14 protein-coding genes are annotated in these 18783 nt (G+C 66.7%); 11 read left to right on the top strand and 3 right to left on the bottom strand.

What is annotated here, in order from left to right:
• Positions 1–254 precede the first annotated feature (254 nt).
• From FFY45_RS17565 to FFY45_RS17535, 7 genes are all read left to right on the top strand, one after another.
• Positions 255–866 carry a DUF998 domain-containing protein gene (locus FFY45_RS17565; protein ID WP_176341400.1) on the top strand — a complete coding sequence of 204 codons (612 nt, stop codon included), beginning with the start codon at positions 255–257 and terminating at the stop codon, positions 864–866.
• Between the two features lie 72 nt (positions 867–938).
• On the top strand, positions 939–3581 hold the full coding sequence (gene leuS / locus FFY45_RS17560) for a leucine--tRNA ligase (RefSeq protein ID WP_176341399.1): 2643 nt from the start codon (positions 939–941) through the stop codon (positions 3579–3581).
• A gap of 286 nt (positions 3582–3867) precedes the next feature.
• Positions 3868–4503 carry an LPS-assembly lipoprotein LptE gene (locus tag FFY45_RS17555; RefSeq protein ID WP_023903361.1) on the top strand — a complete coding sequence of 212 codons (636 nt, stop codon included), beginning with the start codon at positions 3868–3870 and terminating at the stop codon, positions 4501–4503.
• A 21-nt stretch (positions 4504–4524) separates the two neighbouring features.
• Positions 4525–5553 carry a DNA polymerase III subunit delta gene (gene holA, locus FFY45_RS17550; RefSeq protein ID WP_023903362.1) on the top strand — a complete coding sequence of 343 codons (1029 nt, stop codon included), beginning with the start codon at positions 4525–4527 and terminating at the stop codon, positions 5551–5553.
• Positions 5554–5705: 152 nt separating this feature from the next.
• Positions 5706–6416: a nicotinate-nucleotide adenylyltransferase gene (gene nadD / locus FFY45_RS17545; protein WP_255172057.1), complete on the top strand. Its 711-nt coding sequence runs from the start codon at positions 5706–5708 to the stop codon at positions 6414–6416.
• A 57-nt stretch (positions 6417–6473) separates the two neighbouring features.
• Positions 6474–6884: a ribosome silencing factor gene (rsfS, locus tag FFY45_RS17540; RefSeq protein WP_176341397.1), complete on the top strand. Its 411-nt coding sequence runs from the start codon at positions 6474–6476 to the stop codon at positions 6882–6884.
• 12 nt (positions 6885–6896) lie between these two features.
• The gene (locus FFY45_RS17535) at positions 6897–8012 is read left to right on the top strand and encodes a J domain-containing protein (protein WP_176341396.1); all 1116 of its coding nucleotides are present in this window, start codon (positions 6897–6899) and stop codon (positions 8010–8012) included.
• A 329-nt stretch (positions 8013–8341) separates the two neighbouring features.
• On the opposite strand, the gene FFY45_RS17530 is transcribed toward FFY45_RS17535, so the two are convergent.
• Positions 8342–9883 carry an alkaline phosphatase PhoX gene (locus tag FFY45_RS17530; protein ID WP_006449946.1) on the bottom strand — a complete coding sequence of 514 codons (1542 nt, stop codon included), beginning with the start codon at positions 9881–9883 and terminating at the stop codon, positions 8342–8344.
• A 121-nt stretch (positions 9884–10004) separates the two neighbouring features.
• Between FFY45_RS17530 and rlmH the strand changes: the two genes are divergently transcribed.
• Positions 10005–10475, top strand: coding sequence for a 23S rRNA (pseudouridine(1915)-N(3))-methyltransferase RlmH (gene rlmH / locus FFY45_RS17525; protein ID WP_168957765.1), 471 nt, complete (start codon positions 10005–10007; stop codon positions 10473–10475).
• A gap of 250 nt (positions 10476–10725) precedes the next feature.
• Here the strand turns inward: rlmH and FFY45_RS17520 are convergent, their stop codons facing one another.
• Together FFY45_RS17520 and FFY45_RS17515 are read right to left on the bottom strand one after the other, a co-directional pair.
• Positions 10726–11409, bottom strand: a complete 684-nt coding sequence (locus FFY45_RS17520) for an energy transducer TonB (RefSeq protein ID WP_176341395.1) — start codon at positions 11407–11409, stop codon at positions 10726–10728.
• A 318-nt stretch (positions 11410–11727) separates the two neighbouring features.
• A complete protein-coding gene (locus FFY45_RS17515; protein ID WP_006449949.1) occupies positions 11728–12462 on the bottom strand; it encodes an SIMPL domain-containing protein in 735 nt (244 codons plus the stop codon).
• Positions 12463–12584: 122 nt separating this feature from the next.
• On the opposite strand from FFY45_RS17515, the gene FFY45_RS17510 reads away from it, so the two are divergent.
• The 3 genes from FFY45_RS17510 (at position 12585) to FFY45_RS17500 (ending at position 18755) form a co-directional block, all read left to right on the top strand.
• The gene (locus FFY45_RS17510; protein WP_006449950.1) at positions 12585–13157 is read left to right on the top strand and encodes a Maf-like protein; all 573 of its coding nucleotides are present in this window, start codon (positions 12585–12587) and stop codon (positions 13155–13157) included.
• Positions 13157–14656 carry a ribonuclease G gene (gene rng / locus FFY45_RS17505; RefSeq protein WP_006449951.1) on the top strand — a complete coding sequence of 500 codons (1500 nt, stop codon included), beginning with the start codon at positions 13157–13159 and terminating at the stop codon, positions 14654–14656. Before FFY45_RS17510 ends, rng begins: the two co-directional genes overlap by 1 nt.
• Positions 14657–14831: 175 nt before the next feature.
• Positions 14832–18755: a YhdP family protein gene (locus FFY45_RS17500; protein ID WP_176341394.1), complete on the top strand. Its 3924-nt coding sequence runs from the start codon at positions 14832–14834 to the stop codon at positions 18753–18755.
• Positions 18756–18783 lie beyond the last annotated feature (28 nt).

Below are 18783 nucleotides of genomic sequence, written 5' to 3'. Positions count from 1 at the left end.
AACAGTGGGACGTAATGGTGGCAAACCCGGCCGACACAAGGCTGGCCGGGATCAGGCCAACCGGCCCAAGGTCGGTGCGCGCCAGGCCGGCCATGACAAGGCTGGCCGAGGCCGGCGACAACCAGGCCGCCAGCAAACGGGCCGGCCGATATCAGGCCAGCCGGGATCAGATAAGGGGTTCACGCCACCCGCCCCCGGCACCACAATGCCGCGTCATGGCGGCGCAACCTGCGCCCCGCGTTGGAGCAAGACGAATGGCGAGCATCGATGGCACGCAGCGCTACCTGGGCCTGATCGCGGCAACCGTGTTCGTGCTGGCGGTGGCCGGCTTCGGGCTGGCGTTGCCCGGCTATCTGCAGGCCAGCCACCCGGTGGCGTTATTGGGCGCAGACGGCGTTCCGCACGCGCTGGGCTTCAACCTGCTGGCGTTCGCGCTGGTGGGTGGGTTGGGCATGGCCACCGGCATCAGTTTGCTGGCGCGCATGCCGGCCAAGTCCGGCTGGAGCCTGCGCGTGGGCGGGCAGTTGATCGTGCTGGCAGGTTTGGCGTTCCTGGGCATGGGTCTGCTGCCGCTGGATCCCACCGACCTGGATGGCCGCGCCAGCCAGGCCCACGCCACCGCTTGGCTGCTATGGGCGGTGGCGTTCGTGCCGGCCATGCTGTTGATCGCCGCCGCGCTGCTCAACCAGTCCGATACCCGCACGCTGGCGTTGCTGAGTCTGGGCGCCGGGCTGCTGGTGGCGGTGCTGGCATTCGGGCCGCCGGGGTTGCTGCGCCAGGCAATCGCCCAGCGTGTGGCGTTCCTGGCCTGGGTAGGCTGGCTGGCGGTTGCCGGCTGGAGCTGGCCGGCCAAACCCGCCTTCTGACGCGCGGGTTTGGAGCGCCTGCTGCACTGCGGTACCCTGTGCCGCTTTGCACCGCCCGAGCATCCGCTCCCAATGTCCACCGTCGAACCGAACGTCTACGACCCGCAGCAGGTCGAAACCTCCGCCCAGCAGTTCTGGGATGCCACCCGCGCCTTTCAGGTCGATGAGAACTCGGACAAACCGAAGTTCTATTGCCTGTCGATGCTGCCGTACCCGTCCGGTGCGCTGCATATGGGTCATGTGCGCAACTACACCATTTCCGATGTGGTCAGCCGCTACAAGCGCATGACCGGCCACAACGTGATGCAGCCGATGGGCTGGGATGCGTTCGGGTTGCCGGCGGAAAACGCCGCGATCAAGAACAAGACCGCGCCGGCCAAGTGGACCTACGCCAACATCGAACACATGCGTGGGCAACTCAAGTCGCTGGGCTACGCGATCGACTGGTCGCGCGAGTTCGCCACCTGCTCGCCGGACTATTACGTGCACGAGCAGCGCATGTTCACCCGGCTGATGCGCAAGGGCCTGGCCTACCGTCGCAATGCGGTGGTGAACTGGGACCCGATTGATCAGACCGTGCTGGCCAACGAGCAGGTGATCGACGGCCGCGGCTGGCGCTCTGGTGCATTGGTGGAAAAACGCGAGATTCCGCAGTGGTTCCTGCGCATCACCGATTACGCGCAGGAACTGCTCGACGGCCTGGATCAGCTGGACGGCTGGCCGGATTCGGTCAAGACCATGCAGCGCAACTGGATCGGCCGCTCGGAAGGGCTGGAGATCCAGTTCGACGTGCGCGACACCAATGGCGCTGCGCTGGATCCGCTGCGCGTGTTCACCACCCGCCCGGACACGCTGATGGGCGTGACCTTCGTGTCGATCGCCGCCGAGCACCCGCTGGCGCTGCATGCGGCCAAATCCAACCCGGAACTGGCCGCGCTGCTGGAAACGCTCAAGCACGGCGGCGTCTCCGAGGCCGAGCTGGAAACCCAGGAGAAACGCGGCATGGCCACCGGCCTGACCGCAGTACATCCGATCAGCGGCGAGCAGGTGCCGGTGTGGGTGGCCAACTTCGTGCTGATGGGCTACGGCACCGGCGCGGTGATGGCGGTGCCCGGCCACGACCAGCGCGATTTCGAATTCGCCAACAAGTACGCCTTGCCGATCGTGCAGGTGGTCAAGCTGCGCGAGCCGCGCAATGAAGACGAGCAGACCTGGGACGCCACCCAGTGGCGCGACTGGTACACCGACAAGAGCCGCGAACTGGAGCTGATCAATTCGGCCGAATTCGATGGGCTGGATTTCGGCGGCGCCTTCGAAGCGCTGGCCGAGCGCTTCGAGCGCAAGGGCCAGGGCCAGCGCCGGGTCAATTACCGCCTGCGCGACTGGGGCGTGAGCCGCCAGCGTTACTGGGGCTGCCCGATTCCGGTGATCTATTGCGCCAAGTGCGGCGCGGTGCCGGTACCGGAAGACCAACTGCCGGTGGTGCTGCCGGAGAACGTGGAATTTGCCGGTACCGGTTCGCCGATCAAGACCGACCCCACCTGGCGCCAGACCACCTGCCCGGAGTGCGGCGGCCCGGCCGAGCGCGAGACCGACACCTTCGACACCTTCATGGAGTCGAGCTGGTACGTGGCGCGTTACACCAGCCCCAACGCACGCGACATGGTCGACCGCCGCGCCAACTACTGGATGCCGGCCGACCTGTATGTGGGCGGCATCGAGCACGCGATCCTGCACCTGATGTACTTCCGCTTCTATCACAAGCTCATGCGCGACGCGCGGCTGGTGGACAGCGACGAGCCGGTGACCAACCTGCTCACCCAGGGCATGGTCATCGCCGACACGTTCTATCGCGACGCCGACAATGGCGGCAAGGATTGGATCAATCCGGCCGATGTCGAGATCCAGCGCGATGAGCGCGGCCGCGTCACCGGCGCGGTGCTGATCGCCGATGGCCAGCCGGTGCACATCGGTGGCACCGAGAAGATGTCCAAATCCAAAAACAACGGCGTGGACCCGCAGTCGATGGTGGCCAAGTACGGCGCCGACACCGTGCGCCTGTTCTCGATGTTCGCCGCACCGCCGGAGCAGTCGCTGGAATGGAACGAGGCCGGCGTCGACGGCATGGCGCGCTTCATGCGCCGGCTGTGGGTGCAGGTGCACAAGCATGTGGGCGAGGGCGCTGCAGCCGCGTTGGACGTCGCCGCGTTGAGTGCCGAGCAGAAGGCGATCCGCCGCAAGACCCACGAAACCATCGGCAAGGTCAGCGACGACTACGGCCGCCGCCACAGCTTCAATACCGCCATTGCGGCGGTGATGGAGCTGTCCAACGCGCTGGCCAAGTTCGACGACGCCAGCGACCAGGGCAGGGCGGTCCGGCAGGAAGCGCTGGAAGCGATGGTGCTGCTGCTCAACCCGATCACCCCGCACGCCAGCCACGCGCTGTGGCAGGTGCTGGGCCGTGGCGAAACGTTGCTGGAAGATGTCGCGTTTCCGCAGGTCGATGCCGCCGCGCTGGTGCGCGACGCGCTGACCCTGGCGGTGCAGATCAACGGCAAGCTGCGTGGCACCATCGAGGTGGCTGCCGATGCCGGGCGCGAGCAACTCGAAGCGCTGGCGCAGGCCGAGCCGAACGCGGCCAAGTTCCTGGAAGGGATGAGTGTGCGCAAGATCATCATCGTGCCCGGCAAGATCGTGAACATCGTGGCGGGGTGATTGGTTCTGATTGGTCGGGTCGCAGGCGCCGTTCCGGGGAGTTCGCCGGATCGGCGTGGCGGCGCGTAGGTTAGGTTGATGCGGCGGTTTCAGGTAATTCCTGCACCGGCGCGCAGGCAAGGGGGCTGCGGTCGTTCTTGCCGATTCATTTCACTGGCGCGTGGCGACGCGTTTGTCATTACCGGCCGCCGCAGGTTTACTGCGGTGCTCTCAAGCCCCATTCACGCGGTGTCGGTCAGGCTAGCCGCCTGTTGCCGCCGCCGGGGCGCTCATCCAGACTGTGCCCATGATTCGATTTCCTACTGCCTTCGCTGCGTCCCTCGTGCTCGTCTCGAGCCTCACCGCCTGCGGCTTCCATCTGCGCAATTCGCTGGCGTTGCCGCCGGACACGCCAGCGGTCAAGGTGCAGTCTGCAGTGCAGTACAGCGAGCTGGCCAAGTTGCTGCGGCGTGGCCTCAAGGCTGCCGGCGCCACCCTGGCCGACGAAGACGCCAAGACCGGCTTTGCGCAGGTGCAGGTGTTGTCCGAGCGCTGGGGCGATCTGCCGATCGCCATCGACAGCCAGGGTCGTGCGCAGGAATACAGCCTGCGCTACGCCGCCATCTTCACCGTCACCACCGCCAATGGCGCGGTGCTGGTGCCGCAGCAGGTGATCGAGCTCTCGCGCGACTACGTGTCGCCGCCGGTAGACGCCACCGGTACCGCGACCGAGCGCGAGATCCTTGCCGACGAATTGCGCAAGGACATGTCGGCCTCGATCCTGCGTCGTATCGACAGCGTGGTGCGCGCACGCGTGCAGCGTGGCGAGACGCTGGAAAGCACGCCGACCGCGCCGCTGCCGCAGGCTCCCACGCCGCCAGTGCAGCCGACCACGCCTGAGTCGAGCGTGCCGGCGGCGTTGCCGCCTGCGTCGAACAACTAAGCATCGCGCGCGCTCGCAGTCATGGAACTCCGCCCCGAGCAGCTTGCCGGCCAGTCCAACCAGCCGTTGCAGCCGGTCTATCTGATCGCCGGCCCCGAGACGCTGCGCGTGCTGGAGGCGGCCGATGCGGTGCGCGCCCGAGCGCGCGCCGAAGGCATTGGCGAACGCGAAGTCTTCGACGCCGATGGCCGCGAGTTCGACTGGAACCAGCTGGATGCGACCTTCAACGCGCCCAGCCTGTTCAGTCCGCGCCGGCTGGTGGAAATACGCCTGCCCAGCGGCAAGCCGGGCAAGGACGGTGCCGATGTCATCACCCGCTTCTGCGCCAATCCGCCGCCGGACGTGGTGTTGCTGATCACCGCCAACGACTGGAGCAAGGCGCACCAGGGCAAGTGGGCCGATGCGGTCGGCCGCATCGGCACCATCTCGGTAGCCTGGGCGATCAAGCCGCACGAATTGTCCGACTGGATCGAGCGCCGCCTGCGCAGCCACGGCCTGCGTGCGGACGCTGCCGCGGTGCAGCGCCTGAGCGAGCGGGTGGAAGGCAATCTGCTCGCCGCCGCGCAGGAAATCGACAAGCTGGTACTGCTGGCCGACGGCAAGGTACTGGACCTGGAGGCGATGGAGTCGCTGGTTGCCGATGCCGCCCGCTACGACGTGTTCCGGCTGGCCGAAACCACCTTCTCCGGGCAGCCGGCGGCAGTGATCCGCATGCTTGCCGGCCTGCGCGCCGAAGGCGAGGCGGTGGCCGCACTGATGCCGATCCTGATCAAGGAACTGCTGCGTACCGCATCGCTGGCGAAAGTGCAGGCAAATGGCGGCAACCTCGCTGCCGAAATGAAGGCGCAAGGGCTGTGGGAATCGCGCCAGGCCCCGTTCAAGCGCGCGCTGCAACGGCATCCCGAACCGCGCCGCTGGGAACGCTTCGTCGCCGAAGCCGGGCTGGTTGATCGCATGGCCAAGGGCCGCGCCGACGGCGACGCCTGGGTCGGCCTGGAGCGCCTGCTGGTGGCCGTGGCCGAAGCGCGTGCGGTGAGATTGCTGGTGTGAAAGCGGTGGATGTGGGGACTGCAGGCCAGAACGTGGAGACCGGGACCCTGAAGGCTCAGAACAGCGCAATCCCGAACCAGGAAGCGCAGACAACTGCCACTGAGGCCGCCGCGGTTCCCATCTCCCCAGACGCCGATCCCCAGTCCGCAGCGCTGGAACCTTGCTCTGCCGAATCCCCAATCCTCAATCCCCAATCCCAGCTCCACCTCTACTACGGTGGGACCTTCGACCCGATCCACCTGGGCCATCTGGCCATCGCCTGCGCCGCGCGCGACGAACTGGGCGCGCTCGTGCATCTGGTGCCAGCCGCCGACCCGCCGCATCGCCCCGCACCCGGCGCCACCGCCGCGCAGCGCGCACGCATGCTGGAACTGGCGCTCGCCGACACGCCCGGGCTGGTGCTGGACACCCGCGAGTTACGCCGCGCGAGCCAGGGCGGCGCACCGTCCTATACCGTCGATACCTTGCGCGAACTGCGCGCCGAACTCGGCCCTGCGACGCCGATCGCCTGGTTGCTGGGCGCCGATGCCTTTGTCGGCCTTAGCAGCTGGCATCGGTGGGAGGCGCTGTTCGAGCTGGCGCATTTCGTCGTTGCCGAGCGTCCAGGCGTCCCGCCGGATCTGGCCGAGGCGCCGCAGCTTGCCCAGGCAGTGCAGGGCAGGTGGGCTGCCAGCGCCAGCGAACTGGGCGCCGCCCCGGCCGGCCGCCTGTGGCGGTTGCATCAACCGCTGCGTGGCGAATCGGCCAGCGCGGTGCGTTCGCGCATCGCCACCGGCGGCGACTGGCAGGCGCTGGTGCCGCCGTCGGTGGCAGCGTTTATCGCGCGCGAATGCCTTTACGGCAGCGCGCAGCCGTCTAGCTGAACACGCATCCGGCCGGACCGGCCTATAATTCACACTAATTCCATCGAGTTGCCCGCTTTGACCACCCAAGCCCAAGTCATCAAGACCTCCATTCCTAACCCGCCGCCGTCCGTGCCGGCCCTGTTGGCCACCGTGCGCGAGGCCGTGGAGGAGCTGAAAGCCAAGGACGTGGTCGAAATCGATGTGCGCGGCAAGTCCAGCGTCTGCGATTACATGGTGGTCGCCTCGGGCACCTCGACCCGCCACGTCAAGTCGATCGCCGAAGAAGTGGTCAAGTTCGCCAAGCGTCTGGACGTGATGCCGCTGGGCGTGGAAGGCGAGCGCGAAGCCGAATGGGTGCTGGTCGACCTGGGCGATGTTGTGGTGCACGTGATGCTGCCGCGCGTGCGCGAGTTCTACGCGTTGGAGCGCCTGTGGACTGTAGGCGACCAGCGTCCGGACGATGCGGATGCCGACCCCGAGGCGTAACTGACCCACGGCATGGCGAGAAAATCCCAAGCCCAGACGGAGACACCTGCCTCGCCGGCGCTGCAGCAACTGCGCAGCCAGCCGGCGCAGGCCGCCGCGCAGCCGTTGTCGCCGGCGCGCAAACGCTTCGACCGCTTGCTGCGCGATCTGGAGCGTCATCGCAACGAACTGCAAGCTTGGCAAACGGCGCTCACGCGTTGGCGCGAGCGCTATCACACCGAGCTGCAGCCCTTGCTCGATCATCGGCGCGCGGCCGATGTGGCGCTGGTCGAAGAACTCGATCGCGCGCATGCCACGGTCAAGCTGAGCAAGGCCGACCGTGCGTTTCTGTCGGAGCTGCTGTGCGATATCGCCGGCCCGCTGATCGAATCGGGACATGAAGCATTGCGGCCGATCTACGATCGCCACAGTGTCATGGGCTACGACCAGGAAGTCTCCGAATCCGATGCACTGATGAAGCAGATTCTCGGCCAGGCCTATGGGCTGGATGCCGACGAACTGGACGGCATCGATTCGCCCGAAGAGCTCTTCGAACGCGTCAGCGAGCGTCTCGAGCAGGAACACGCGCAACAACAACAGCGCAACACCCAGCGCCGCAAGCGTGCCGAGAAGAAAGCGGTTGCCGGGAATGCCGAGCCGCCACCGTTGCGCGAGTTGTATCGCAAACTCGCCGGCAATCTGCATCCGGACCGCGCCAAGGACCCCGACGACCACGCCTCGCGCACCATCCTGATGCAACGGCTCAATGCGGCTTACAAGGCGGGCGATCTGCTCGGCTTGCTCGAACTGCAGGCCGAGATCGGCCTGCTGGACGCGCAAGGTGTGGATGCAATGAGCGCGGCGCGGCTGCAGGACTACAACCGCGAACTGGACCGGCAGTGCAAGGAATTGCAACAGCAGGTGCAGGAGCAGTCGGAGAACTTTTGCGCAGAATATGCTCTGGACCTGCCGTCGCGGCTCAAGCCCGAGCGACTGGGTAAATTGATGGCCCAACTCAAGCGCGACATCGAAGACGATCTGATGGAAGCGCGGCAGGGCCTGCGCGAACTGGCCGACCCGCAATCGCTCAAGCGCTGGCTGAAATTGCAGCGTGCCATGTCTGGCGGACCAGACGCACCCTGGTTCTGATACGCAGGCCCACGACTCGCGCGCTGCCTGCACGCTCGACTGAAAGCGAATGCCGCTGAGCGGTTCATTAGGCGGTGGTGCCAACCGTGCACGTGGAGCGAGCGGCTGCAGTCGTCGCGTTTGCGTCGCAGCGACCGCTAGTGGTGAGTGCGCAGCTGTCCTGCAGCTAGGAGTGGTGCTTCGAACGCCCGTATTCCCCGCAGATCTGCATTAGCGCAGGTTGTCCCTGCCGGTCGCGTGAGGCCTGCTCCGGCATTATGGAAAACTGCCGAGCGAACGACGGTCCGTCCGGCAGGTGCGGCGTCGGCCGTTTGCCTGGCAAAGACCGCCTACAACGGACCGCGTTCCCATGGCCCGGTGATCGCCAGCGTAATCCCCGGCGTCTGGATGTTGACGAACAAGGTGCGCGCCAGCGGGTCCCAGCAGGCGCCGCAGAATTCGGTGTCGCGGTAATCGCCTTCGGCAATGGTCTTGCCGGCATCGGCGATCTGCTGCGACGTCAGCTGCACGTTGTTCTTGGCCAGATAGAACGATTCGCCGCCACGGGTGAGCCCGAGCAGGCGCGCGCCGGGACCGTATTCGTCCGGACTCTCCCCGCCGTCTTCGCACAGCACCACGCCTCCGCGCGCGCTGACGGTGACGTTGTCCGGGTTGTGCGCGGCCAGCTGGTTGCCGCTGACGAACAGTGCGCTCAAGCGTTGCGTGAAAAGATCAAGCACCCATACCGCGCCGTTGCCGTAACCGCGGCGGCCCTGTGCATCCACGCCGGTGCTGGTGTCGACGATGAAGAGTTTGCCGTAGCTGTACCAGATGCCTTCGCCGCGGCTCATGCGCAACGCGCCGTCGGCCCAGGCCTGCGCAAACGGACCGCTCAGGGTGTCGTTGGCGCCGATGTCGGGGAAGCCGGCCGGTGCGGCGATGCCATCCAGATCGGGCTCGGAAATATCCACCCATTCCAGCTGGAACTGCTGGCCGATGCTGGCGACGGTGAGGTCGGCATTGCGCCGCCCGCGCACGCGTGCGGCCTGCAGCCGGCCGCCATTTTCCAGTGAGCCATTGCGGCCGCGACGGTCGTTGGGGATGAAGCGATACAGGCCGGCCTTGTTGCGATCGTCTTCGGTGAGATAGACGATGCCGGTGCGCGGATCGATCGCCACCGCTTCATGGCTGAAGCGGCCCAGCCCGACCAGCGGGCGGCCGGTGGTGCGCTGGCTGTCCGGGTCCACTTCGAACACGTAGCCGTGCTTGCGGCCGGTGCTGGACACCGCATTGGTCTTGATCTCTTCGCAGCTCAGCCAGGTGCCCCACGGGGTGGGGCCACCGGCGCAGTTGACCAGCGTGCCGCCCAGGCTCGGCTCCAGGCTGCCCCAACCGCGGCGGCCGTAGCTCAAGGTGGTGGTGCCGCCACCGGCCAGTTGGGTGCCGCTGACGATGCCGGTGTCGTACATCGCTGGTGCGCGGAACGGGGTGGTCGCGCCGCGCTCGTGGTTGCGGATCAGCACATATTCCAGACCGCGCAGCGGATCGCTGCCCGGACGCCAGTCGGGCCGACGCAGGCCGACCACGGCCATGCCGTCATGACGGTCGGGGCAGGGCTGGCCATCGTCCATGCGATCGCCGCTCCAGCCGAACGAGCGGTAGCTGAAACCACGCGGCAGCTGCAGCAGCGGCAGCCCGGTGCTCTGGTCGGCGACCGGGGCGAGCGGGCCATAGCGGCTGGGGACGGGTGCCAGCTGCAACGGCGGGGAAGTGCTGGTGGCGGCCTGAGCCTGGCGCGATTGCAGCGCGCTCAAGCTGCCAAGCGCACCGGCGGCCATCACGGCGGCGCTGCCCTTGAGCACCTGGCGGCGGGCGGGATCGAAAATCGGCATCGAACGACTCCTGCTGGCTGGGTAGTGCGCCGACGCTAGATGCCCGCTGTAACCGCACCATGACACCGCTGTGATCGACCTGGTTCCGATGCCCGGGCTGTGACGCGGATATCATGTCGCGATGAAATGCCGACTCATCGCTACCGGCGAGCGCGCACCGGCCTGGGTGGCGCAGGGCTTTGCCGAATATCAGAAACGTCTTTCGCACTGGATGCCATTGGAGCTGGTCGAGATCGAACCCGGCCTACGCGGCAAGGGCCGCGACGCGCAACGCGCCACCGACGACGAAGGCCGCCGCGTGCTTGCCGCGCTGCCCAAGAACGCCTACGTGGTGGCGCTCGATATCCCGGGTCGCCCGCTCAGTTCGGAGCAGCTCGCCCAACGCATGGAACATTGGCGCGGGCAGGGCCGCGATCTGGCGTTTCTGATCGGCGGCCCCGAAGGTCACTCCGCCGATGTGCTGAAAACCGCCAGCGAAAGCTGGTCGATCGGCCCGTTGACCCTGCCGCACATGCTGGTGCGCCTGATCGTCGCCGAGCAGCTGTATCGCGCTGCGGCGATGCTGGCCAATCATCCGTATCACCGCGCGTGAGTGGTGAGCAAGGTTTTGCGGTGTGCCAATAGCCGCTGCTGTTGCCTGTCGTGGTGACCCGCCGGTCGCCGCCGCATTGATCGTGTGTGCTGCTGACATTGCATCGCGAGCACTCGTCAGGAGGCTGTGCCCGACAATTGGAAATCCATTGCACGAGCACCTGCTCCCAGAGCGCTTCCATGCCGGTCTGATGTGGAGCACTGCTTGTATGCGGCGACCCGAAGGCCGAGTCGCCGCATTCCAGACTCACTCAATTCAACGAAAAACTCACCGGTACCAGACCGTAGGCCTGCACGGCCTGGCCATTCTGCATCGCCGGCTGGAAACGCCAGCTGCGCAGCACCTGGCTACGCGCCGCCAGATCGAGTGCGCGATGACCGCTGCTGGTCTGCACGCTCACCTCGGTCGGGCGCCCATCGGTACCGACCAACACGCGTAGCAGCACGGTGCCTTGTTGTCCTGCACGTAATGCGGCCACCGGGTAACCCGGCGCCGGTGAGCTCAGATACTGCAGCTGGCCTGCCTCGACCGGGCCGCTGGGTGCGGCAATGGCCGGAGCGGTGTCAGTCACAGCGTCGGAGACAGCGGGCAAGGCAAGCGCTGCGCTGTCCACTAACGGTGCCTGATTCACCACTGGTGTTTGCACCTGTACCTGCACCGGCACGGTGGTCGGCGGTGTCTGCGTCGCCTGTGGCTTGAACTTCACTTCGATTGGGAACACCGCTGGCGGGGCGGGTGGCGTTGGGACCGTCATCGGCATGACCCAACGTTCTTTGGGCATAGGCTGCTGCGGAATCGCCCGGTACGAGAGCGGAATCAGCAACAGCCCGCCGGCCAGCAAATGCAACGCCACGGCCGTACTCATCGCCAGAACGCGCGAGGTGTCGATGCCTGTGGATCGGGAAGAAACCTGCGATTGCGTGAGAACCATCATCCACCTCCTCAACGGAACTGCGGAACGGACCAGCGCGACCCGGACGCACACCACCATCCGGTGACGTAGGTTTACCGCGACCTTTGTGTGGACACAAGTGATTTCGCAGCGCCGGCGATGGCTCGCCGATTGACTCCGGGCGTATCGATTCGGGCTGCTTGGCTGGTGTGGCAGACTCGCGTACGACCGCGCGTACGACTAGATGCGGTCACAGTGACATGGCAAGGCGATGCACCAGAATTTTCGGCTTTCCCAATAAAAAACTGCCCTCAGGAGAGGGCAGTCAGAGAAATCAATTCAAGCTCGATTGCGATCCGGTCAACGCCCCAATTCGAACGTCACATCCAGGTTGATCGACAGCGTGCTCTCGCCAGGAGCGACCGGGGTGTCCATCTCGACCTTGGCCGAGCGCATCGAGGCGGCCATCATCATCGGGCGCACGCCGCCACCGCTGCGGCCTTCGGAGATGCTGACGATGCGGCGCACCTTCAGGCCGAGCGACTTGGCGTAGGTGTCGGCGCGGGCCTGGGCCTTCTTCAGTGCGGCCACGCGTGCTTCGTCGTAGACCGGCTCGGGCTGGTCGATCGAGAAGCTGGGGCCATTGATGTCGTTGGCGCCCTGGGCGACCAGGGCGTCGAGCACCTTGCCCAGGCGGGTGATGTCGCGGACCTTGAGGTTGACCGTGTTGCTGGCCTGGTAGCCGTTGATCTTGGGCGCTTCGTTTTCTTTGTAGGTGTACTGCGGGCTGAGGTTGATGCCGCTGGTCTGCACATCCTTGTCGGCGATGCCGGCGGCCTTGACGGCGGCCAGCACCTTGTTCATCTGCTCGGCGTTCTGGCGCATGGCGGCGTTGCCGTCGGCAGCCTGGGTGACCACGCCGGCAGACAGCGTGGCGATGTCCGGCACGCGCTTGGCTTCCGCTTCGGCCGAGACGTTGAGCAAGGTGCCGTCGTTAGGAATGGTGTAACTCGACGCAGGTTGAGCATGGGCGGTCATGGCGGTTCCGGCAGCGATCGAGAGGGCCAGCAACAACGGCTTGAAGGTGGTACGCATGAGATCTCCTTGTCTGTCTGCAGAGCGTGTTGTGAGTTCGATGAACATGTTGTGAGTCGAACGCGACCACTGTGTGCCACCCAAGCAAGCGGGCGAGCATGGGCAACGGGTATGCTGGAAGGATGCTTTATCTCGCCTCCCGGTCGCCGCGCCGACAAGAACTCCTGCAACGCCTTGATGTGCCGTTCCAGACCTTGCAACTGGACGTGCCCGAGCTGCGCGCGCCCGACGAATCGCCCGCGCACTACGTGCAACGCGTTGCGCTGGACAAGGCGCGCGCCGGGCTGGCGCAGGTGCAGGCCAGCGACCCCGATGCGATCGTGCTGGGCTCCGATACCGAGGTGGTGTTGGGCGAGCGGGTGTTCGGCAAGCCGGTCGATGTGGCCGATGCGATCGCGATGTTGAGCTTGCTGTCAGGGCGCACCCACCAGGTACTCACAGCGGTGGTTCTAGTCTGCGCACAACGCGCCCCGGCGCAGGCGTTGGTGGTATCGGAGGTCACGTTCGACACGCTCGATGCTGCGCAGATCGCTGCCTATGCGGCCTGCGGCGAGCCGATGGGCAAGGCCGGCGCGTACGCGATCCAGGGACGCGCCGAACGTTTTATCAGCCATCTGTCCGGTAGCTATTCCGGCGTGATGGGATTGCCCTTATTTCACACCTCGCAGTTGCTCACAGCCTTCGGAGCGCATTGATGTCGGAAGAGATTTTGGTCAACGTCACCCCGCGCGAGACCCGCGTGGCGGTGATCGAGAACGGCATGCTGCAGGAACTGCATATCGAGCGCGGTTGGCGCCGTGGCGTGGTCGGCAATATCTACAAGGGCAAGGTGCAGCGGGTGATGCCCGGCATGCAGGCGGCGTTCGTCGAACTGGGTCTGGAGCGCGCCGCGTTCCTGCACGCCAACGACGTAATCCGCCCGGCGCCCGCGCCGGCCAGCGTGGTCGATACCGAAGAGACCCCGATTCCGCCGCCACCGGCGGCCTCGGTGCCGATCGTGGAACTGCTGCGCGACGGCCAGGACATCGTGGTGCAGGTGGTCAAGGACCCGATCGGCACCAAGGGCGCGCGGCTGACCACCCAGATCAGCATTCCCTCGCGCTATCTGGTGCTGCTGCCGCAGTCCAAGATCGTCGGGGTGTCGGCGCGGATCGAGGACGAGGCCGAGCGGCTACGTCTGAAGACCATCGTCAGCGAGGTCTCGGCCCAGCACGGTGGCTTTGGCTACATCATCCGTACCAATGCCGAAGGCCAGCCGGCCGAGGCGCTGGCCGAGGACATCGCCTATCTGTCGCGGGTCTGGAACGTGGTGGAGCGGCGCGGTCGCGAAGCGCCGCCGTGCAGCATCATCTATGAAGACCTGAGCCTGCCGCTGCGTGCGGTGCGCGATCTGATCCGCCGCGACGTGGAGAAGGTCAAGGTCGATTCCAACGAGACCTTCGTGCAGCTGCAGGCGTTCGTGGCCAAGTACATGCCGGTGCTGGCCGAGCGGCTGGAGCTGTACACCGGCGACCGGCCGATCTTCGACCTGTACGGGGTCGAGGACGAGATCGGGCGCGCGCTGAACAAGCAGGTGCCGCTCAAGTCCGGTGGCTACCTGGTGATCGACCAGACCGAGGCGATGACCACCATCGACGTCAACACCGGTTCGTTCGTCGGTCAGCGCAATCTCGAGGAAACCGTGTTCCGCACCAACCTGGAGGCCGCGCAAGCGGTGGCGCGGCAGCTGCGGCTGCGCAACCTGGGCGGGATCATCATCATCGACTTCATCGATATGGACGATGCCGAGCATCGCCGCCAGGTACTGCGCACGCTGGAAAAGGCACTGGCGCGCGATCACGCCAAGACCACCGTGTACGAATTCTCGCCGCTGGGGTTGGTCGAAATGACCCGCAAGCGCACCGTCGAAAGCCTGGAGCGGCAGCTGTCGGAAACCTGCGGCCAGTGCAGCGGGCGCGGCACCATCAAGACCGCCGAAACGGTGACCTACGAGATCTTCCGCGAGATCACCCGTGCGGTGCGTCAGTTCGACGCGGCGCGGCTGCTGGTGATTGCCTCGTCCAAAGTGGTGGCGCGGATCACCGACGAAGAATCGGCGGCGGTGGCCGAGCTGGAGGAATTCCTCGGCAAGAGCATCCGCTTCCAGTCCGACGACCAGTATCTGCAGGAGCAGTTCGATGTGGTGCTGCTGTGAGGCTGGGAATGGAGAGTCGGGAATCGGGAATGGGGATGGAGATGGAGCGAAAGGCGCTCTGCGGGTTACTGCCGACATCTTTAGAATGGCGGCGCGCGCAAGTGGATGATCGTGCGTGTGGCGCGTTTTCTGCTCCTGCGATTCCCCATTTCCCACTCCCCATTCCCGGCCGTTAATGCCCACCCCGCTGCGCCGCCGTCTGCGTCTGTTTCGCCGCTATGCGATCACCGCCACCGCACTCGTGCTGGTGGCGATCGCATTGCTGGTGGGTGCGGCCAGCCAGGCGTTGCCGCTTGCCGAGCAGCGGCCACAGCAGATCGCCGCGTGGTTGAGTCAGCGCGCCGGCCAGCCCATTGCCTTCGATCGCCTGCAGACCGAGTGGACCCGACGCGGTCCGCTGTTGCGGCTGGACGGCTTGCGGATCGGCCCGCATGGCGAAGTGCGCGTGGGCCAGGCCGAAATCCTGCTGGCGATGTACGCCGGCCTGTTGCCCGGCCATTCGCTGACCGAAGTCCGCCTGCGTGGTCTGGCACTGACGCTGCAGCGTAGCGATGACGGTGTGTGGTCAGTACAGGGCTTGCCGGCCGCGCGGCGTGCCGACCCCTTGGAAGCCTTGCGTCGCCTTGGTGAAATCCAGGTGGCCGAGGCGCATTTGCATGTGACCGCGCCCTCGATCGGCCTGGACACCACCTTGCCGCGCATCGACCTGCGTCTGCGTGTCAGCGGTTCGACGGTGAAAGTCGGCAGCCACGCCTGGATCGATGTGCAGCGCGCACCGTTGACCACCGTGCTGGAGTTCGATCGCAACAGCGGCGACGGCAGCGCTTACGCGCAGGCCGACCCCGCAGATCTGGCCGCGTGGGCCTCGTTGCTGCACGTCGGCGGCATGCGCGTGGATGGCGGCGGCGGACGGCTGCAGGCGTGGGCACAACTGCGCGCGCGCCGCATCACCGGTGTCACCGTGGATGCCGATCTTCAACAGGTGCGCTTGTCCGGTGCCGCGTTGCCGGATGAAACCGCACGCCGCACGCTGGTGTGGGAGCGGCTGCAGGCACGCGCGCGCTGGCAGACCATCGAAGGCGGCTGGCGTGTGGATGCGCCGCTGCTGCGGCTGGGCGAGGCGGCCAAATTGCAGCAGTTGGATGGGCTGAGCATTGCTGGCGGGCGCCGTTACGCGGTGGTCGGCAAACATGTGGATGTCTCCGGCCTGATCGCAGCGGCGGCATTGAGCGACCACCTGTCGCCCACCTTGCGGCGCTGGTTGAGTTTGTCCAAACCGCAGCTGCGCGTGGCCGACCTGCAGGTTGCAGGCGAGCAGGGCGGTGCCCTGCGCGCGCAGGGCCAGATCGACGAATTGGCATTTCTACCGGTGGGCAACTCGCCAGGCGTCAGCGGTTTGCGCGGGCAGATCGATGGCGATGCGCAGGCGGTCGAGCTGGATACCGCGCCCGATGCCACGGTGCGTTTCGACTGGCCGACCGGCTTCGGGGTGGTGCATGAGATCCAGCTGGCCGGCAAGCTCGTCGGCTGGCGCGACGGCGCCGGCTGGCAGGTCGCCACGCCGGCCTTGCGGGTGCAGGCCAAGGACTACGGCGCCAATGTGCGCGGCGGGCTGTGGTTCCAGAACGATGGCAGCCGCCCGCGCATCCAGCTGGCCACGCAACTGGACGATGTCGCCTTGCCGGTGGCGCGCAAATTCTGGATCCGCTCGAAGATGAGCAAGCCCGCCATCGACTGGCTGGACAAAGCGGTAGCCGGCGGCGTGATCACCGGCGGCACCGGCCTGGTCAGTGGCGATCTGGACGACTGGCCGTTCGAAGGCAACGACGGGCGCTTCGAAGCGTTCGGCCACATTCGCGACGGCGTGATCCCCTTCAATCCCGAATGGCCGGCGATGGAGCAGGTGCAGGCCGATCTGAGCTTCCTCGGTAACGGCTTCTCCCTGCAGGGAAGTGGCGAGTTGGCTGGCGCGCCGATCACCCGGCTTGAGGCCGGCATTCCCAATTTCGCCACCTCCGAACTTTACGTGCGCGCTTCCACCCAGGCCGACGCCACGCAGTTGCTGAGCATGCTGCGCAAAAGTCCGTTGGAGCGTCGCTACGGCGACACCTTGCACAATCTCACGGTGTCCGGCCCGGCAACGGTGACGTTCGATCTGCTGCGCCCGTTACGCAGCAAGGGTGTGGGCGGGCATCTGCAGGGCACGGTCGCGCTGCAGGGTGCCAGGCTGGCCGACGCGCGCTGGAATCTGGCCTTCGACCAGGTCAGCGGCCAGGCCGACTACCGCGACACCGGCTTTGCCGCCGAGCAGTTGAGCGTGCAGCACCAGGGCCGCAGTGGCGAGTTGTCCCTGCGTGCCGGCGGCTTCGTGCAGGACCCGAAGCAGGCGTTCGAAGCGCGCTTTGCCGCCACCCTGGATGCCAAGGAATTGTTCGACCGCGCGCCACAGATGGAATGGCTGCGCCCGTACGTGCACGGCAGCGCGCCCTGGCAGGTGGGCGTGGATGTGCCGCTGCCGCCGCCGGGCCAGACCGATGCAAAGGCGATGTTGAGCCTGCGCTCGGACCTGGTCGGCACCACCCTGGATCTGCCCGCGCCGCTGGACAAGGCGGCCACCCAGCCGCTGGACACCCAGGTCAAGGTGGCCTTGCCGGTCGGCGATGGCGATATCGATGTGGCGTTCGGCAAGCTGGTGGCGCTCAAGGCCAGCAGCCAGGGCAACCAGACCGGCGTGCGCGTGGTGATGGGCACCGACACGGTCAGCGAGCGCCCACCGGCCAACGGGTTGATCGTCACCGGCCGCACCGCCTCGCTGGATGCGATCGACTGGATCAGCCTGGCGCGCGGTAGCAGCGAGCCGGAGACGCCGCCGCTGCCGGGCCAGCCGGAGACCAAAAAAAGCACCGTGCCGCTGCAGCAGGTGGACGTGCAGGCGGACAGACTTCTGATGATCGGCGGCGTGTTCCCGCAGACCCGGCTGCGGCTGCGCCCGACCCGCGACGCGGTGGCGGTGACACTGGACGGGCCGTCCCTGGCCGGCCAGCTCACGGTGCCCAATGCCGACGGCGCCGCCGTGCAGGGCAAGCTGCGCACCGTGCACTGGCAGCCGGTAGTGGTTGCCGCCGAACCGGCGGCGCCCGAGCCGGGCGACCCGCTGGCCGGCGCCTTGCCCGAGCCGGCGCGCCGCGCGGTGGCCGAGTTCGACCCGGTGTCGATTCCGCCGTTGTCGCTAGATATCGATGACTTGCAGGTCGGCAAGATGACCCTGGGCGCGGCTATTTTGCGCAGCAGCCGGCTCAGCGACGGCATGCAGGTGGATCAGCTGCAACTGCGCTCCAACGATCAGAGCATTGGTCTGACCGGCGCCTGGCGCGGCAAGGGCGAATCCGCCAGCACCCGGCTATCGGCGCGCGTGGACAGCCGCAATCTCGGCAATCTGCTGCAAAACCTCACCCTGGGCGGTCAGCTGCGCGGTGGCGAAGGCCAGCTTGAGCTCAACGCCGGCTGGCAGGGCTCGCCGACTGGCTTTGCGCTCGGTTCGCTGGACGGCGATCTCAAGATCGACGTACGCAACGGCCAATTGCTGGAAGTGGATCCCGGCGCCGGCCGCGTGCTCGGCCTGCTCAGCGTGGCGCAGTTGCCGCGCCGGTTGATGTTCGACTTCCGCGACTTCTTCTCCAAGGGGCTAGCGTTCAACAAGCTGGCCGGCGAGGTGCGCTTCGGCGATGGTTTCGCGCGCACCGACGCCATCCGCATCGAAGGCCCGGCCGCCGACATCGCCATCCGCGGGCTGACCGACCTGCGTGCGCAGACCTTCGACCAGACCGTGGACGTGAATCCCAAGGCCGGCAATCTGCTGGCCGTTGTCGGCGCCGTGGCCGGTGGCCCGGTCGGCGCGGCGGTGGGCGCGGCCGCCAATGCGGTGTTGAGCAAGCCGCTGGGCGCGATCGGTGCCAAGACTTATCACGTCACCGGCCCGTGGAAGGAGCCGCAGGTGGACGTGGTGGAACGCGAAGCGCGCGAGCGTGCGCCAAGCAAGCCGAGTTCTTCAAGTGCGCCAGCTAGCAGTTCCAGCAAGCCTGGTGCAGCGCCGCGCTGAGGCGCCCAAGCGTGCGGCGCGCCGCGGG

It is taken from the genome of Xanthomonas hortorum, assembly GCF_011305375.1.
Classification (GTDB): Bacteria; Pseudomonadota; Gammaproteobacteria; order Xanthomonadales; family Xanthomonadaceae; genus Xanthomonas; species Xanthomonas hortorum_E.
Note: the sequence above shows the minus strand (reverse complement) of the source record. Positions and strands in the feature narration are given on the sequence as shown.

Excerpts from the sequence above, each read along its gene's own strand:
- FFY45_RS17500 (WP_176341394.1), top strand. The coding sequence starts at position 14,832 with ATGCCCACCCCGCTGCGCCGCCGTCTGCGTCTGTTTCGCCGCTATGCG.
- FFY45_RS17565 (WP_176341400.1), top strand. The coding sequence starts at position 255 with ATGGCGAGCATCGATGGCACGCAGCGCTACCTGGGCCTGATCGCGGCA.
- FFY45_RS17510 (WP_006449950.1), top strand. The coding sequence starts at position 12,585 with ATGCTTTATCTCGCCTCCCGGTCGCCGCGCCGACAAGAACTCCTGCAA.
- rlmH (WP_168957765.1), top strand. The coding sequence starts at position 10,005 with ATGAAATGCCGACTCATCGCTACCGGCGAGCGCGCACCGGCCTGGGTG.
- rng (WP_006449951.1), top strand. The coding sequence starts at position 13,157 with ATGTCGGAAGAGATTTTGGTCAACGTCACCCCGCGCGAGACCCGCGTG.
- holA (WP_023903362.1), top strand. The coding sequence starts at position 4,525 with ATGGAACTCCGCCCCGAGCAGCTTGCCGGCCAGTCCAACCAGCCGTTG.
- FFY45_RS17515 (WP_006449949.1), bottom strand. The coding sequence starts at position 12,462 with ATGCGTACCACCTTCAAGCCGTTGTTGCTGGCCCTCTCGATCGCTGCC.
- FFY45_RS17555 (WP_023903361.1), top strand. The coding sequence starts at position 3,868 with ATGATTCGATTTCCTACTGCCTTCGCTGCGTCCCTCGTGCTCGTCTCG.
- FFY45_RS17535 (WP_176341396.1), top strand. The coding sequence starts at position 6,897 with ATGGCGAGAAAATCCCAAGCCCAGACGGAGACACCTGCCTCGCCGGCG.
- leuS (WP_176341399.1), top strand. The coding sequence starts at position 939 with ATGTCCACCGTCGAACCGAACGTCTACGACCCGCAGCAGGTCGAAACC.
- FFY45_RS17520 (WP_176341395.1), bottom strand. The coding sequence starts at position 11,409 with ATGATGGTTCTCACGCAATCGCAGGTTTCTTCCCGATCCACAGGCATC.
- FFY45_RS17530 (WP_006449946.1), bottom strand. The coding sequence starts at position 9,883 with ATGCCGATTTTCGATCCCGCCCGCCGCCAGGTGCTCAAGGGCAGCGCC.